The organism is Microbacterium timonense, from assembly GCF_900292075.1.
Lineage (GTDB): Bacteria > Actinomycetota > Actinomycetes > Actinomycetales > Microbacteriaceae > Microbacterium > Microbacterium timonense.
Window position 1 is genome coordinate 95,199 of record NZ_OLMV01000002.1, and the last position, 15,330, is coordinate 110,528.

Below are 15,330 nucleotides of genomic sequence, written 5' to 3' on the forward strand. Positions count from 1 at the left end.
TATTCTCCCCCTCAGTCCTCGACCGTGATGCCCATGGAACGGGCGGTGCCGGCGATGATCTTCGAGGCGGCCTCGAGGTCGTTCGCGTTCAGGTCGGGCTGCTTCGTCTCGGCGATCTGACGCACCTGCTCCTTGGTGAGCTTGCCCACCTTGGCCGTGTGCGGAGTCTTCGAGCCCTTCTGCACGCCGGCAGCCTTCTTGATGAGCTCAGCGGCGGGCGGGGTCTTCAGGATGAAGGTGAAGCTGCGGTCCTCGTAGACGGTGATCTCCACGGGGATGACGTTGCCGCGCTGCGACTCGGTCGCGGCGTTGTACGCCTTGCAGAACTCCATGATGTTGACGCCATGCTGACCGAGCGCGGGGCCGATCGGCGGCGCCGGGTTGGCGGCGCCGGCGTTGATCTGGAGCTTGATCAGGCCGGTCACCTTCTTCTTCGGTGCCATTCTTGTTTCCTTTCGTCGAACAGTGGATGCCGGGGCATCCTGTTCTCCCGCGAATCCGGCCGTTCCGGACCGCGGTGTCGATCACGTGCGCTCGACGCGCACGCGCAAACTGCAGAAGTCTACCAGCGAAATCGCCGGGGTTTCGACTCGCTGCGCTCGCTCAACCTTGACCCGAGATCGCATCAACGCTCGCTGGCGCTCGCATTGATCCGACCCGCGTCAAAGTTTCGTGACCTGGTCGAACGACAGCTCGACCGGGGTCTCGCGCTCGAAGAGCGAGACGAGCACCGTGAGCTTGCCGCTCTCGGGCTTGATCTCGCTGATCGTGCCGGGAAGGCCGGCGAACGAGCCTTCCTTGATGGTGATCGTCTCGCCCACCTCGAAGTCGACCTCGGCGGGGATGATGCGGGCCGCGGCGGCCGCGCCCTTCTTGGCCGCACCGCCCTTGGCACCGGCGACCTCCTTGACCTCGACGAGGCTCTTCAGCATGTTGAAGGCCTCCTCGAAGCGCAGCGGAGTCGGGTTGTGGGCGTTGCCCACGAAGCCCGTGACGCCCGGCGTGTGACGCACGACCGACCAGGTGTCCTCGTTGAGCTCCATGCGCACGAGCACGTAGCCGGGGATCCGGACGCGCGTGACCATCTTGCGCTGCCCGTTCTTGATCTCGACGACGTCCTCCATGGGGACCTCGACCTGGTAGATGTCGTCCTCGACCTCGAGCGTCGACTTGCGCTGCTCGATGTTGGCCTTCACCTTGCGCTCGAAGCCGGCGTAGGAGTGGATGACGTACCACTTGCCGGGAAGGGAGCGGAGCTCGGCTCGGAACGCCTCGTACGGGTCCTCGTCCTCGTCCTCATCGGCGTCGATCTCGTCGACATCCGCGATCGCGTCGGTCTCGTCCAGCGAAGCCACGGCCGCGTCGACGTCGTCCGCGTCGGCCGCGTCGGCGTCGTCATCGGTCACGGGCGGCTCGGCGGCGTCGGCCGGCGAGACGGAGGCCTCGACCTCGTCCACGACCGCGGCAGCGGCATCCACCTCTTCGACGAATTCCTCGTCGAGGACGGGCTCGTCCTCGTCGCCGTTCACATCGGGACCGTCGTACGGGGTCACCTCGGAAGCCTCCTCAGCCTCGCGCTCGGCGGCTTCCTCCGCGAGGGAGTCGTTGATCACCTCGGCAGCGGCCTCCGTCTCTGCCGTCTCGTCAAGATTCAAAGCGTCGTTCACGATCGCGTCCGCCTCCGGGTCGTCGATGTCGATGTCGTCCAGGTCGGCGTCGTCCTCGTCGGAATCGTCGACGACGTGGATCGCCAGGTGCTCGGCCGCCTCGACCGAGCGCTCCTCCTGGGCCAGGATGTTGCCCTCCTGGGCTTCGTCGTCCTCCGAGGACTGCTCGGCGGCCGTCGCCCAATCGGCGTCGTCGACATATCTTTCAGTCACGTGAGTTCTCTTCCGTTCCGTCCGCTGCCGGACCTGCGGTCCGCCCGTGTCGTGCCCCCGCCGTGAGCCGGGAGCATTCGGGATCAGGCGCCGGGCACTCCGAAGACGTACGACGTGATCCACACGAACAGCACGTCCAGGCCGTAGACGAGGGCCATCATCACGACGACGAAGCCGAGCACCACCGCCGTGTACTTCAGCAGCTCCTGGCGCGTCGGTGTGACGACCTTGCGGAGCTCGGCGAAGACCTGGCGGACGAACAGGGCGATGCGAGCGAAGACATTGAGCTTCTTCTCCCGGGGAGCGGTCGTTCCCTCAGCGGGGACGACCTCGCCCTTCGGCTCGTCCTGAACCATCGATGCCACCTGATTACCTTCCGTGAGCCGACACGGGTCGGCCACTGTGTTGTCAACCACCGGCACATGTCACCGGTGTTGCGCTGACGCGCAGGGCGGACAGGAATCGAACCTGCAACCTGCGGTTTTGGAGACCGCTGCTCTGCCAATTGAGCTACCGCCCTAGAGACCCGGAGGTCTCGAGAAGTCCGCACTCTTCCCCTCTCACCGCGGTTCGAGGATCCGCACCCGGACGACGGGCACGGCGAAAGAATGCAGATTTCCACTGCACGCTCCAGTGTACGGCATGCCCGCTGACCCCGCGAACCGCCGCCGAGGGCAGGCCGTGCGATCGCGTCCCTCTCAGGGCTAGCATTCGGCCATGGCGCTCGCGCAGTCCCGGCTGGACGATCTGTGGGACTTCTCCGACCCCGTCGCCTCCGAGGCGCGGCTGCGGGCGGCGGCGGCAGCCGAGACGGATGCCGCGGTGCGCGCTGAGTGGGAGACCCAGGTGGCGCGCGCCCTGGGGCTGCAGGAACGCTTCGCGGCGGCTGACTCGGCGCTGGACGCGATCGCGATCGACGACGCAGCGGTGGCCGCCCGGGCAGCCCTCGAGCGCGGGCGCCTGCGCAATTCGGCGGGCGACCCCGCCGCGGCCGTCCCGTACTTCCTCGCCGCGGTGGATGCCGCGCGAGAGGCGGGGCTGACGTTCCTGCAGGTGGATGCGCTCCACATGCTCGCGATCGCCGATCCGGTGCAGGCCGACGAGTGGTCCGCGGCGGCGTTCGATGCGCTCGAGCGCATCGACGACCCGCGCACCCTGCGGTGGCGCGTGTCGCTTCACAACAACGCCGGCTGGCGTCACTTCGAGGCCGGACGTCTCGGCGACGCGATCGCCGAGTTCCAGGAGTCGCGGGATGCCGCGATCCGCTGGGGCACGCCCCAGCAGGCGCAGTGGGCCGATGAGGCGATCGCCGAGGCCCACGCCGCCCTCGGCCGTTGAGCACCCGGCCCCGGTCGTTGAGCGAGCGAAGCGAGACGAAACGCCCCCACACGGACCCGCGTTTCGTCTCGTCGCTGCGCTCCTCGCTCAACGACCGACACGCTGAGCCCGGTCGTTGAGCGAGCGAAGCGAGACGAAACGCCCCTGCCCCCGGTCGTTGAGCGAGCGCAGCGAGACGAAACGCGACCAAAGCCCACCGACGTTTCGTCTCGTCGCTGCGCTCCTCGCTCAACGACCGGCACCCCGCACCACCCGGTCGTTGAGCGAGCGAAGCGAGACGAAACGCCCACCCCGGTCGACGAGTATCACCGCGAGCTGCGCCTCGTGCGTTTGCTCCACCCGAGCACGGCGTCGAGACCGCCCGCGACGAAAGCTTGCCGCTTGGCGTGACTCCAGCCTTGGATGCGCTTCTCCCAGGCGAATGCCTCGTCGATCCGCTCGAACTCGGCGCTCCAGATGAGAGTCACCGGGAGGCGCCGCCGCGTGTACTCGCTTCCGAACCCGGTCTGGTGCTGCACGAGTCGGCGGTCGAGTTCACGTGTGCTGCCGACGTAATACGTGCCGTCGGCGCACTGGAGCATGTAGGTGAACGCCATGCGCGGACGCTACCGGCACCCACCGACGTTTCGTCTCGTCGCTGCGCTCCTCGCTCAACGACCGACACCCCACGCACCCGCGTTTCGTCTCGTCGCTGCGCTCCTCGCTCAACGACCGACACCCCGCACCACGCGGTCGTTGAGCGAGCGAAGCGAGACGAAACGCGACCAAAGCGCACCGACCTTTCGTCTCGTCGCTGCGCTCCTCGCTCAACGACCGACACCCACCACCCGGTCGTTGAGCGAGCGAAGCGAGACGAAACGCCCACACGCACCCGCGTTCCGTCTCGTCGCTGCGGTCCTCGCTCAGCGACCGACACCCCGCACCACCCGGTCGTTGAGCGAGCGAAGCGAGACGAAACGCCACCACGCACCCACGTTTCGTCTCGTCGCTGCGCTCCTCGCTCAACGACCGACACGCCGCACCCGCGTTTCGTCTCGTCGCTGCGCTCCTCGCTCAACGACCGACACCGACCACCGTTTCGGGTCGTCGCTGCGGTCCTCGCTCGACGACCGCTGGGGCTCAGGGGGCGACGCGGATCAGCTTCTTGTTGACGAACTCGTCGGCAGCCAGAAGGCCCAGCTCGCGCGAGGTGCCGGAGCGCTTGACGCCGCCGAACGGCAGCTCCGGCGAGTCCGCCAGCACGATGTTGACGTAGACCATGCCCGCCTCGATGCTGTTCGCCACCCGCTCGGCCTGTTCGGGATCGGTCGTGTAGACGTACGAGCCGAGGCCGAAGCTGGTGTCGTTGGCGACCTTGACCGCCTCCTGCTCATCGGCGACCTTGTAGACCACACCGGCCGGCCCGAACAGCTCCTCCCGGTACACGTCCATCTCGGGCGTGACGTCGGTGAGCACCGTGGGTTCGAAGAAGGCGCCGTCGCGCTTTCCGCCCGCGACGAGCTTCGCGCCCTGCGCCACGGCGCGGTCCACCTGATCCTGCAGGCGCTCGGCCGCAGCCAGCGACGACAGCGGGCCGAGCACCGTGTCGTCGGCGAACGGGTCGCCCATCTTCGACGCGGTCATCGCCTGCGTGAACTTCTCCAGGAACGCGTCGTAGAGCCCTTCCTGCACGATGAAGCGCTTGGGGGCGTTGCACGACTGGCCGTTGTTGTCCAGGCGCGCCTCGACCGCCGCGGCCACCGTCGCATCGAGGTCGTCGGTCGACAGCACGATGAACGGGTCGGAACCGCCGAGCTCGAGCGCGACCTTCTTGAGGTTCTGGCCGGCCAGGGCCGCCACGGCCGCACCCGCGCGCTCAGACCCCGTGACCGAGACTCCCTGGACCCGCCGGTCGGCGATGATGGTCGCCGCCTGGTCGTTCGAGGCGTAGACGTTGGTGTAGACGCCCTCCAGACCGGCATCCTCGTAGATCTGCTCGATCGCGGCCGCCGACTCGGGGCACTGCGGGGCGTGCTTGAGGAGGATGATGTTGCCCACGACGATGTTGGGCGCGGCGAAGCGGGCGACCTGGTAGTAGGGGAAGTTCCAGGGCATGATGCCCAGCAGCACGCCCAGCGGCGACCGCCGGATCACCGCGGAGCCCTCGCCATCGATGTCGATGGGCTGATCCGCGGTGATCTTCTCGGCGTTGTCGGCGTAGTACTCGGTGATGTCGGCGGCGAAGTCCACCTCCGCGACGGCGGCCGACAGCGGCTTGCCCATCTCGCGCACGATGATCTCGGCCAGCTCGTCCCGGCGCTCCCGGTGCAGCTCCGCGACCCTGCGGATCCGCGTGGCGCGCTCGGTGACCGGCACGTCGCGCCACCTGCGGTACGCGGCATCCGCTCCCGCGATCGCGGCCTCGAGCGCCTCGTCGGTGATGTTCGGGTACGTGGCCAGGGTCTCCCCCGTGGCCGGATTGACGACGGCGTAGTCGGTCATGTTTCCTCTCCGATCGGATGGATGTGGACAGTCTGCCCGTCAGCGGCGGACACGTCGAAGGCTCTCCGGCGCGTCGATACCGAGTGTCTCACCGCGGAAGAACGCCGGACGCTTGATCGCCTGCCAGATCATGATGACCACACCGGCGAGGATGATCGTCACTCCCAGGATGAACACCAGTCCCACGCCGCCGATGCTCGAGCCGCTGCCGTACTCGGGGTCCATCGAGTCGATCAGGGTCGTGACGAACAGCACGGCGAGGATGCCGCCACCCACGAGCGGGAACAAGAAGGTGAAGAAGAAGCTGCGCGCCGAATCGAACCACTGCTTGCGGAAGTACCAGACGCACGCGAAAGCGGTGAGTCCGTAGTAGAAGCAGATCATCATGCCGAGCGAGAGGATCGTGTCGGTCAGCACGTTCTCGCTGAGCACGCGCATGACGGCGTAGAACACCGACGCGACGATCGCCGAGACGACGGTGGCGTAGCCGGGCGTGAAGAACCGGGGGCTGACGCGCGCGAACTGCGAGGGCAGCGCGCCGTAGTGCCCCATCGCCAGGAGCGTCCGAGCGGGGCCGACGGCGGTGGACTGCAGGGATGCCGCCGAGCTCGACAGCACCGCGAGCGACACGAGGAAGGCCAGCGGCCCGAGGATCGGATCCGACAGCGCGAAGAAGACGTTGGCGGAGATGTCCTCGTTCGCAAGACCCAGCTCGCCGTCACCGACACCGGCGAACATCATCAGGCCGATCGAGAGGAGGAGGTAGAGCGTCACCACGATGACGACCGTGAGCATCGCAGCGCGGCCGGGCGTCTTCTCGGGGTTCTTGGTCTCCTCGTTCATGGTGAGGACGACGTCCCATCCCCAGAAGATGAAGATCGACAGCGACAGACCGGCTGCGAACGCGCTGAAGGTCGGGACCTCCAACGGGTTGAACCACGACCAGGAGAACGCGGTCGGGTCCGGCGCCTCGCCGTCGACGGCCTTGACGATCGCCACGACGGCGAAGAGCACGAGCACGACCACCTGGAACCCGACGAGCACGTACTGGAACTTCTGCGTCGTCTGCATGTCGCGGTACGAGACCAGCGTCGCCCCGAGCATGAACAGCAGGCAGACGAAGACGTTGATGAACGGGTTGAAGGCGAGTTCGGCGATGTCGGGGTTGCCGCTCACCTGAGCGATCAGCAGGAACAGGAACTCCACGGCGATGCCGGCGAGGTTCGACAGCACGATCACCGTCGCCGCGACCAGGCCCCATCCCGTCATCCAGCCGATCCACGGCCCGAATGCGCGCACACCCCATGTGAACGAGGTGCCCGAGTCGGGCATCGCCCGGTTCAGCTCGCGGTATCCGAACGCGGTCAAGAGCATCGGGATGAAGCCGACGAGGATGATCGCCGGCACCTGCGTGCCCACCACCGCCACCGTCGGTCCGAGCGACGCGGTGAGGGTGTACGCCGGGGCGATCGTGGAGATGCCGATGACGACGGCGCCCAGCACGCCCACCGCGCCGGCGCTCAGGCCCTTCTTCGACAGTCCGCCGGCGCCTTCGCCGGTCACGGGAGCCAGCGGCGCGGCGCCGCCGGCCTGCGGGGAAGCGCTCATGCGCGCCCTCCTTCTTCTGCGCCGGAACGCGACTGCGCGCGGGCGCTCTCGGTGGCACGCGTGCGCGGCACGACGACCATGGGGACGGGAAGCTCGTGCAGCATCTTGGCCGCCGTCGAGCCGAGGAACAGGCGCCGCGGCTGCGCGAGGCGGCTGGAGCCGACCACCGCCAGTTCGCCGGGCTCCCAGCTGAGGTTCGCAACGGCGTCCTCGATGCTGTCACCGCGGGCGACCACGACATCGGCCGAGACGTCGGCGGGAAGGGTCTCCAGCGCCTTGCCCAGCACGTCGTCGGCGTGCGCGGCGCCGGCGATCCGGATCACCCCGGTGTCGACGCTCGCCGGCAGATCGACGGAGACGAGGGAGAGCAGCCGCAGCGTCGCCCCCGCGGCGGTGGCGAGGGCGACGCTCTCCTCGAGGAGCGCACTGGCTCCGGGGCGCGTGCCGATCGCGGCCGTGATCCGGCTGACTCCGCTCACCTGCAGACGTCGTGATCCCTCGGGGGCCAGCGCGACGGGAACGTCGGAGGAGTGCAGCAGCTCGGTGGCGACAGTGCCCAGCCGGTGACGCCCGCGACGACCGCCGTTGGCGGCGCCGACGACGATGAGGGATGCCTCCAGCTCGTGTGCGGCGGCGATCAGACCCTCTGCGAACGAGTCGGCGAAGCGCACGTGGGTGGCGTGCGCCACGTCGGCAGGGATGGAGGCGGCCGCCTCGCCCAGCCAGGTCTCCGCCTGGCCCTGGAGGTAACGGTCGTAGCTCGCGTCCGGCGGGGTGATGACGCTGCGGTCCTCACCGGGCAGGATCAGGACGAGGTCGAGCGCCGCGCCGGTGGCGGCGGCCAGGCGCGTGCCGAGGGCGACCGCGTCGGCTCCGGCATCCGTCGCGGTGTAGCCGACGATCAGCCGCGCGGTCACCGGCGGGCCGCCTCGACGATGTTCGCCGCGACGAGGCGGCCCATGCGGATCGCCCCGTCGACGTGCTGGTAGCCGGCCCCCGCCATGTCGCTGCTGGCGAAGTGGATGGGACCCACGGGCGTGCGCAGGTCCGCGCCATAGCGGTGCAGACCGCCGAGGTCGAAGCTCGCGGCATAGGCTCCGCGCGTCCACTCCTCCGAGCCCCAGTCGCTCTCGTAGTAGACGACGGGATCCTTGGCCTCGGGGCCGTAGTAGTGCGACAGGGACTCGAGGATGCGCTCCTTGCGCTCCTCGGCCGACAGCCGGAACAGATCGTCGGCGTTGCGGTCGGAGACGAAGCCCACCAGGGTGCCGCGCTCGTCGGCGTGGTTGGTGTTGTCGTACGCCTCGTGGCAGACCTCGTAAGGGCTGAACGCCGTGCCCGACAGACCCTGCTCGCGCCAGAACGGGCGGTCGTAGACGGCGTGCACCTTGATGACGAAGCCCATGGAGAGGTGCTGGTGCAGCTGGTGCTGCAGGCGCGGGAGCGCAGGAATGAACGAGATGCGGTTGTAGAGCACCGGCGCGTGGGCGAGGATCACGTACCGCGCGTGCACGCGGAGGTCGCCGTCGGCCTCGACCGTCACCCCCTCCTCGGACCAGGCGACCGAGCGCACCGGCCGTCCGAGCAGCACATCGTCGCCGAGACGCTCGGCCAGCAGCAGGGGCACCTGCTGGAGGCCGCCGACCACGCGCTTGTCGAGGATGAAGTCGGCGTCGACGAGGTTCGAGTACGACCCGGCCGATGCGGCCATCAGCAGTGACTGCAGCAGGGAGAACGCGTGCGTGGGCTTGGTCAGCATCGCTGAGCCGGTCGCGAACGCGAGGTTGCGCACGGCTTCGTCGTCGTCGGTCTGGGCGCGCAGCCACGCATCCCACGAGATCGCGTCCCACTCGGCGGCCTTCTCGTGCTCCCACGGCCGGTCGGGGTCGATCTCTGCCACCATCGCGTCCAGACGCTCCGTGATCTCGGCGATCACGCGCTCCGTCTCGGGAGCCACCGGGAACATCTCCCCCGTGAACCGAGCGGCCGTGCCATCGGGACCGACGTAGACGGAGTCGCCCTCGCGGTAACGGCTGTACGTCTCCAGACCCAGCTCGGCGATGGTCTCTTTGAGCGCGTCCTGGTCGGGCGAGACCCACTGGCCGCCGATCTCGAGCATCGCGCCGTCGATGACGTCGGTCCACAGGCGCCCGCCCACGCGGTCGCGAGCCTCGATCACGACGACCGAGAGCCCCGCCTTCTTCAGCTCGTTGGCGGCGGTGGTGCCGGCGGCGCCGGCACCGACGATGATGACGTCGCGCGTCAGCTCGGTCATTCGGACTCCTTCGTCAGGTCCTGCACTCTGTCGAGCGCGTGGGATTCAGGCATCCATGTCCCGAAATCCGCCGCTCCGTGCGCCAGGAGCGGATGAGATCGGGACACGAGAGCGGAAAACTGGGACAAGGGTGAGGTGGGGATGGATGCCGCGACAGCCGCGTGCACGGTGGTCGCGGCCGCGGCGGTCAAGAGGCGGCCAGGGCTGCCGCGACGACGTCCAGGCCCTCGTGGAGCAGGTCGTCGCTGATCGACAGCGGCGGCAGGAAACGGATCACGTTCCCGTACGTGCCGCAGGTCAGGACGATGACGCCCTGTGCGATGGACGCTTTCGCGACGGCGGCGGTGAGCGCGGCATCCGGCTCACCCGTCGCCGGGTCGACGAACTCGGCGGCGATCATGGCGCCGTGGCCCCGCACGTCGCCGACGCGCGGGTCCGCCGCCCGCAGCTGCTGGAGGCGGCCCTTGAGGATCGTCTCGATCTCGCGGGCACGTTCGACCATGCCGTCGTTCTCGAAGACGTCGATGGCCGCGAGCGCGGCTGCGCAGGCGACCGGGTTGCCACCGTATGTGCCGCCGAGCCCGCCCGCGTGCGAAGCATCCATGATCTCGGCGCGGCCGGTGACCGCCGCCAGCGGAAGGCCGCCGGCGATGCCCTTGGCCGTCGTGATGAGGTCGGGCACGATGCCGAAGACCTCGCTGGCGAACATGCGGCCGGTGCGGGCGAATCCGGTCTGGATCTCGTCGGCGATGAAGACGACGTCGTTGGCGCGGCACCAGTCGACCAGCGCGGGCAGGAACCCGTCGGCCGGCACGATGAAGCCGCCCTCGCCCTGGATGGGCTCGATGATGACGGCGGCGAGGTTCTCGGCGCCCACCTGCTTCTCGATGAGCGAGATGGCCTTCTTGGCGGCCAGCCCCCCGTCGAGGCCGTCGCGGTACGGGTACGACAGCGGCGCGCGATAGATCTCGGACGCGAACGGGCCGAAGCCGCTCTTGTACGGCATCGACTTCGCGGTGAGGGCCATCGTGAGGTTGGTGCGACCGTGGTACCCGTGGTCGAACGCGACGATCGCCTGCTTGCCGGTGTACTTGCGGGCGATCTTGACCGCGTTCTCCACCGCCTCGGCGCCCGAGTTGAACAGCGCGCTCTTCTTGGCGTGATCGCCGGGCGTCAGGCGGTTCAGCGCCTCGGCGACCGACACGTACGAGTCGTACGGCGCGATCATGAAGCACGTGTGGGTGAACTGCGCCACCTGCTCCTGTACCGCCTTGACGACCTTGGGATGCGCATTGCCGATCGTGGTGACGGCGATGCCCGAGCCCAGGTCGATGAGCGAGTTGCCGTCGGCGTCGACGATGACTCCGCCGCCTGCCGCGACCGCGTGAACCGGAGCCGTGTGACCGACGCCGGCGGCCACGGCACCGGCCTTGCGGTCGATGAGCTCCTGCGAGCGAGGACCGGGGATGCTGGTGACGACGCGCCGCTCCTGGGGAAGGGTCGGTCCGCCGATCGGAGTATCGATGAGGGTGTCGGCTGCGCTGCTCATGCTGGGGAGCGTATGTGGCGCTGCGCACACCCCGCACCCGCCCCACCGTACATTCTCGTCCGGCAGCTGTACGGCACGTACACTCGGACGCGATGGATGCCGCAGACACCCCGACGTTGCGCGCCCTTCTCGCCCGCCGCGACCTCAAGCTGACGCTCGCGGTCGACGGAGTGGATGCCGCAGCCCTCGACCGATCGATCCGATGGGTGCACAGCTCGGACCTCGCCGACCCCACGCCCTTCCTCTCGGAGGGCCTGGTGCTGCTGACGACCGGCACGCAGTTCCCGCAGGACGGCGGAGGCGACGACGGGGGCGAGGCGTCGGAGGTCTATCGCGCGTACGTGCGCCGGCTCACCGCGCGCGGCGTGGTGGGTCTCGGCTTCGGCACGGAGGTCGTGCGCGACGGCATCCCCCCGGCCCTGGTGGACGCGTGCCGGGAAGAGGGGACGCCGCTGTTCGAGGTGCCCTACCGCACCCCGTTCATCGCCGTGGCCCGCGCCAACGCCGAGGCCATCGCGGCGGAGGCGTATGCGCGCCGCAGCTGGGCTCTGGCCGCGCAGCGGGCGATCGCTCTGGCCGCACTCCGTCCCGACGGCCTCGGCGCGACCGTCGCCGAGCTGGCGAAGCAGCTGGACACCTGGGTGGGCATGTTCGACGCCGCCGGTGAACTGGCGCGCGAGCACCCCACGGGTGGTCTCGATGCCGGCACCGCCACAGCCCTGCGGCGCGAGGTGACCGTCGTGCTGCATCGCGGCGCGCGCGCCGGCTCGTCGCTGCGCATCGGCGAGACGCCGTTCACGCTTCAGACGCTGGGGCGAGGCGGGCATCTGCGCGGGGTCATCGCGATCGCGGCAGGAGACCTCGACCAGGAGGGCCGCGTCGTGGTCACGGCCGTCATCGCGATGGCGGGGCTCGCGCTCGAGCAGCAGCAGGGCCTGACCCGCGCTCGCGGCGCGCTGCGCGCGGGGCTCGTGCAGTCCCTTCTCGCCGGCGACCCCGCCCTGGCCCGCCGCACGTCGCGGGAGCTGTGGGGACCGCTGCCGTCCGCCCCCGTCATGGTGGGCGTGACGGATGCCGCAGCCGCGCGTGCGGACGGCATCACGGAGCTGCTGGAGCTGTGGGCCGACGAGCGGCGCGGCGCACTCTTCTTCGGCCGGGGCGATGACGGTCTGGTGATCGTCGTGCCCGCCGCCGACCGGTCCAGCATCGACGAGCTGGTGGAGCGCTTCGAGGTGCGGATCGGCCTGTCCGACCCGACCGGGTACGACGGCTTCGCCACGGCGGTCGAGCAGGCGCGGGTCGCCCGCGACCGCGGCGCGGGACCGGTCACCGCCTTCGCGGAGGTCTCCCGCGCCGGCGTGCTGTCCGCACTCACCGACGATGCGCGCGCCCTCGCCCGCGCCGAGCTCGCTCCCCTGCGCGAGCATGACGCCGAGCACGGCACGCGCCTGGTCGAGACCCTGCGCGTCTGGCTCGACGAGGACTGCTCGCACGAGGCATCCGCCCAGGCGCTGGGAGTGCACCGCCACACGGTGCGGACGCGCCTCGCGCTCGTCGAGCGGGTGCTCGGTCGCGACCTCACGTCCTTCGCGACCCGCGCCGAGCTCTGGGCAGCGCTGCGGGCCCTCGAGTCCTGACACCGCCCGGCGGCAGTGGGCCAGGGACGAGCCGGGCCTGCGCCAGGCCGACTGATAGCAGTCGCTCGCGCACGGCGCCAGGCCATTCCGGATGCCGCGTGACCTGGGCATTCTTCTCGCATGAGGCGATTCTCATGCCAATACCTTTCATGTGTCAGGTTTTCGGGCTAGTCTCTGAGGACGGCGCCACGTGCGCCGGCAAGGCCGAGGCAGAGACGCCGCGCGCAGCGGCGACGACCGATGGAGGCGTCAGACCGATGACACGACCAGGTGCACGTAGGACTTCACGATGGATGGCCGTGGGCGCGACCGCGCTCGCAGGCTCACTCGTCCTGGCCGGGTGCGGCCGGGCGGACGGCGGCGGCGCCGGTGACGACGGCGGCGGGGGCGCTGCCATCGACGACTCGCCGGCAACCGGCACGGTGCAGGTATGGGCCATGGGCAACGAGGGCGAGGTCCTGGACGAACTGGCAGCGCAGTTCGAAGAGGAGAACCCCGACGTCACGGTCGAGGTGACCGCCGTGCCGTGGGAGAGCGCGCACGACCGCATCGCCACCGCCATCGCCGGCGGCGAGACGCCCGACGTCACGATGCTCGGCACCACCTGGGTGGGCGAGTTCGCCGCCACGGGCGCATTCGAGCCGACCCCCGACGGTCTCGTCGACGAGTCGTCGTTCTTCGAGGGCTCGTGGGACACGACCGTCGTCGACGACGTCGCGTACGGCGTGCCGTGGTACGTCGACACGCGGGTGCTCTACTACCGGACCGATCTCGCCGAGCAGGCGGGGGTGGAGCCGCCGGCCACCTGGGATGAGTACAAGGAGTTCACCAAGGCGCTCCAGACGGCGGGCGCGCAGTGGGGTGTGTCCCTCCCGCCGGGCGGCTTCGACTCCTGGCAGTACGTCGCGCCCCTCGCGTGGCAGCAGGGCGGCGACATCCTGAGTGAAGACGGCGGAGGGTTCGCCTTCGACACCCCGCAGTGGGAGGACGCCTTCACCTTCTACACGAGCTTCTTCGAGGACGGCATCGCCGAGCCGCGTCGCCTGGAGGGCGGCGAGATCGAGCAGGCGTTCATCAACGGAGAGGTCGGAGCCTTCTACAGCGGGCCCTTCCACGTGAGCCTGCTGCTGGACCAGGGCGGCGAGGAGTTCGCCGACAAGTTCGGGGTCGCGATGGTTCCCGGCGCCGACAGTCGCACCAGCTTCACCGGAGGCGGCAACCTGGCCGTGTTCCAAGACACCGACAACCGCGACGCGTCGTGGAAGTTCGTCCGCTGGCTGAGCCAGCCCGAGACCCAGATCGCCTGGTACGACATCTCCACCGATCTGCCGAGCGTGCAGGCGGCCTGGGACGACCCCACGTTCGCCGAAGACCCCTACCTCAGCGTGTTCGGCGAACAGCTCGAGGATTCGAAGGCACCGCCGGCCATTCCCACGTGGGCGCAGGTGTCGGCCGTCATCGACCAGGAGCTGGAGAAGGCGACCCGAGGCGAGACGACCCCCGCGGACGCCGTCGCGACGATCCAGCAGCAGGCGACCTCCATCGGCACGGGGCAGTGAGAGGCGTCTGAGATGACGTCCACCTCCTCCCCCCGCACGACGGGCGCCGCGCGCGGGTCGTCGCCGCGCGGGGCGCCGGCGCCGGAGACTGCCGGGCAGCGCCCCGCGCCCCGCGCGCGGGCGACGCGGCGAGCGCGGCACATGACGCTCACCGCCTGGCTGTTCGCCCTCCCATTCGTCGTGCTGTTCCTCGTGTTCATGGCGGGCCCCATCGTGGCCTCGCTGGGCATGAGCTTCACCGACATGACGACGCGCGACCTGCAGACGCCGTTCCAGGTGAACCTCGTCGGGTTCGACAACTACGTGCGGCTCTTCCAGGACCCCCGATTCCTCCGCTCCCTCCTGAACACCTTCACGTTCGTGGTGGTGGCGGTGCCCTTGACCATGGCACTCGCCCTCGCAGTGGCGCTGGCGCTCGACAAGGGCATCCGCCGCTTCCGAACGGTCTTCCGCGTGGGCTACTACGCGCCCGTCGTGACGAGCATCGTCGCCATCGCGATCGTGTGGCGCTTCATCCTGCAGCCGGACGGCCTGCTGAACGGGTTTCTCGCCCTCTTCGGCATCCAGGGTCCCGACTGGCTGCAGTCGACGACGTGGGCGCTGCCGTCGCTCATCATGATGGCGGTCTGGCGCAACATCGGGACGCTCATGGTGATCTTCCTCGCGGCGCTGCAGGGCGTGCCGCGCGAGCACCACGAGGCCGCCATGGTCGACGGCGCCAACGCCTGGCAGCGGTTCTGGAGCATCACCGTTCCCGCCATGCGTCCGGCACTGCTCTTCGCGGCCGTGATCACCGGCATCGGGTTCCTGCAGTTCTTCGAGGAGCCGTACGTCATGACCCAGGGCGGTCCGCTGGATGCCACCCTGTCGACGGCGATGTACACGTACGACCAGTTCGGCTTCGGCAATTACGCGTACGCGTCGGCGGCCAGTTACGTGCTGTTCCTCGCGATCGTCGCGCTGTCGCTCATCCAGTTCCGCTTCCTCGGAAGGAAGGACTGAC

At 69.4% G+C, this 15,330-nt stretch carries 13 protein-coding genes and 1 tRNA gene; 4 read left to right on the top strand and 10 right to left on the bottom strand.

The window, feature by feature from the left end:
• Nucleotides 1-11: 11 nt before the first annotated feature.
• From rplK to C9992_RS06280, 4 genes are all read right to left on the bottom strand, one after another.
• Nucleotides 12-443 carry a 50S ribosomal protein L11 gene (rplK, locus tag C9992_RS06265; RefSeq protein ID WP_106814753.1) on the bottom strand — a complete coding sequence of 144 codons (432 nt, stop codon included), beginning with the start codon at nt 441-443 and terminating at the stop codon, nt 12-14.
• Between the two features lie 219 nt (nt 444-662).
• The gene (gene nusG, locus C9992_RS06270; protein WP_106814754.1) at nt 663-1,880 is read right to left on the bottom strand and encodes a transcription termination/antitermination protein NusG; all 1,218 of its coding nucleotides are present in this window, start codon (nt 1,878-1,880) and stop codon (nt 663-665) included.
• Between the two features lie 83 nt (nt 1,881-1,963).
• The gene (gene secE, locus C9992_RS06275; protein ID WP_106815287.1) at nt 1,964-2,236 is read right to left on the bottom strand and encodes a preprotein translocase subunit SecE; all 273 of its coding nucleotides are present in this window, start codon (nt 2,234-2,236) and stop codon (nt 1,964-1,966) included.
• Nucleotides 2,237-2,327: 91 nt separating this feature from the next.
• Nucleotides 2,328-2,400: transfer RNA gene (locus C9992_RS06280), tRNA-Trp, on the bottom strand.
• A gap of 197 nt (nt 2,401-2,597) precedes the next feature.
• On the opposite strand from C9992_RS06280, the gene C9992_RS06285 reads away from it, so the two are divergent.
• A complete protein-coding gene (locus C9992_RS06285; RefSeq protein ID WP_106814755.1) occupies nt 2,598-3,218 on the top strand; it encodes a hypothetical protein in 621 nt (206 codons plus the stop codon).
• Between the two features lie 305 nt (nt 3,219-3,523).
• Here the strand turns inward: C9992_RS06285 and C9992_RS06290 are convergent, their stop codons facing one another.
• The 6 genes from C9992_RS06290 to gabT all read right to left on the bottom strand — a co-directional run bounded on the left by C9992_RS06290 (nt 3,524) and on the right by gabT (nt 11,131).
• Complete coding sequence (locus C9992_RS06290; protein ID WP_106814756.1) at nt 3,524-3,814, bottom strand: GIY-YIG nuclease family protein; 291 nt, start codon at nt 3,812-3,814, stop codon at nt 3,524-3,526.
• Between the two features lie 523 nt (nt 3,815-4,337).
• Complete coding sequence (locus tag C9992_RS06295; RefSeq protein ID WP_106814757.1) at nt 4,338-5,699, bottom strand: NAD-dependent succinate-semialdehyde dehydrogenase; 1,362 nt, start codon at nt 5,697-5,699, stop codon at nt 4,338-4,340.
• A gap of 39 nt (nt 5,700-5,738) precedes the next feature.
• Nucleotides 5,739-7,307, bottom strand: a complete 1,569-nt coding sequence (locus C9992_RS06300; protein ID WP_200826243.1) for an APC family permease — start codon at nt 7,305-7,307, stop codon at nt 5,739-5,741.
• Complete coding sequence (locus C9992_RS06305) at nt 7,304-8,224, bottom strand: universal stress protein (RefSeq protein WP_106814758.1); 921 nt, start codon at nt 8,222-8,224, stop codon at nt 7,304-7,306. Before C9992_RS06305 ends, C9992_RS06300 begins: the two co-directional genes overlap by 4 nt.
• The gene (locus tag C9992_RS06310; protein WP_106814759.1) at nt 8,221-9,582 is read right to left on the bottom strand and encodes a flavin monoamine oxidase family protein; all 1,362 of its coding nucleotides are present in this window, start codon (nt 9,580-9,582) and stop codon (nt 8,221-8,223) included. The genes C9992_RS06305 and C9992_RS06310 overlap by 4 nt, the downstream gene beginning before the upstream one ends.
• A gap of 187 nt (nt 9,583-9,769) precedes the next feature.
• Nucleotides 9,770-11,131, bottom strand: a complete 1,362-nt coding sequence (gene gabT, locus C9992_RS06315) for a 4-aminobutyrate--2-oxoglutarate transaminase (RefSeq protein ID WP_106814760.1) — start codon at nt 11,129-11,131, stop codon at nt 9,770-9,772.
• Nucleotides 11,132-11,223: 92 nt separating this feature from the next.
• Here gabT and C9992_RS06320 point away from each other — a divergent pair, with 92 nt between their 5' ends.
• From C9992_RS06320 to C9992_RS06330, 3 genes are all read left to right on the top strand, one after another.
• Nucleotides 11,224-12,768 carry a PucR family transcriptional regulator gene (locus C9992_RS06320; RefSeq protein ID WP_106814761.1) on the top strand — a complete coding sequence of 515 codons (1,545 nt, stop codon included), beginning with the start codon at nt 11,224-11,226 and terminating at the stop codon, nt 12,766-12,768.
• Between the two features lie 293 nt (nt 12,769-13,061).
• Complete coding sequence (locus C9992_RS06325) at nt 13,062-14,327, top strand: sugar ABC transporter substrate-binding protein (RefSeq protein WP_106814762.1); 1,266 nt, start codon at nt 13,062-13,064, stop codon at nt 14,325-14,327.
• A 141-nt stretch (nt 14,328-14,468) separates the two neighbouring features.
• The gene (locus C9992_RS06330) at nt 14,469-15,329 is read left to right on the top strand and encodes a carbohydrate ABC transporter permease (protein WP_235008066.1); all 861 of its coding nucleotides are present in this window, start codon (nt 14,469-14,471) and stop codon (nt 15,327-15,329) included.
• Nucleotide 15,330: the final 1 nt, after the last annotated feature.

Coding starts and splice junctions, on each gene's coding strand:
- gabT (WP_106814760.1), bottom strand. CDS start 11,131: ATGAGCAGCGCAGCCGACACCCTCATCGATACTCCGATCGGCGGACCG.
- C9992_RS06290 (WP_106814756.1), bottom strand. CDS start 3,814: ATGGCGTTCACCTACATGCTCCAGTGCGCCGACGGCACGTATTACGTC.
- C9992_RS06320 (WP_106814761.1), top strand. CDS start 11,224: ATGGATGCCGCAGACACCCCGACGTTGCGCGCCCTTCTCGCCCGCCGC.
- C9992_RS06300 (WP_200826243.1), bottom strand. CDS start 7,307: ATGAGCGCTTCCCCGCAGGCCGGCGGCGCCGCGCCGCTGGCTCCCGTG.
- C9992_RS06330 (WP_235008066.1), top strand. CDS start 14,469: ATGACGCTCACCGCCTGGCTGTTCGCCCTCCCATTCGTCGTGCTGTTC.
- C9992_RS06325 (WP_106814762.1), top strand. CDS start 13,062: ATGGCCGTGGGCGCGACCGCGCTCGCAGGCTCACTCGTCCTGGCCGGG.
- C9992_RS06285 (WP_106814755.1), top strand. CDS start 2,598: ATGGCGCTCGCGCAGTCCCGGCTGGACGATCTGTGGGACTTCTCCGAC.
- rplK (WP_106814753.1), bottom strand. CDS start 443: ATGGCACCGAAGAAGAAGGTGACCGGCCTGATCAAGCTCCAGATCAAC.
- C9992_RS06295 (WP_106814757.1), bottom strand. CDS start 5,699: ATGACCGACTACGCCGTCGTCAATCCGGCCACGGGGGAGACCCTGGCC.
- secE (WP_106815287.1), bottom strand. CDS start 2,236: ATGGTTCAGGACGAGCCGAAGGGCGAGGTCGTCCCCGCTGAGGGAACG.
- C9992_RS06310 (WP_106814759.1), bottom strand. CDS start 9,582: ATGACCGAGCTGACGCGCGACGTCATCATCGTCGGTGCCGGCGCCGCC.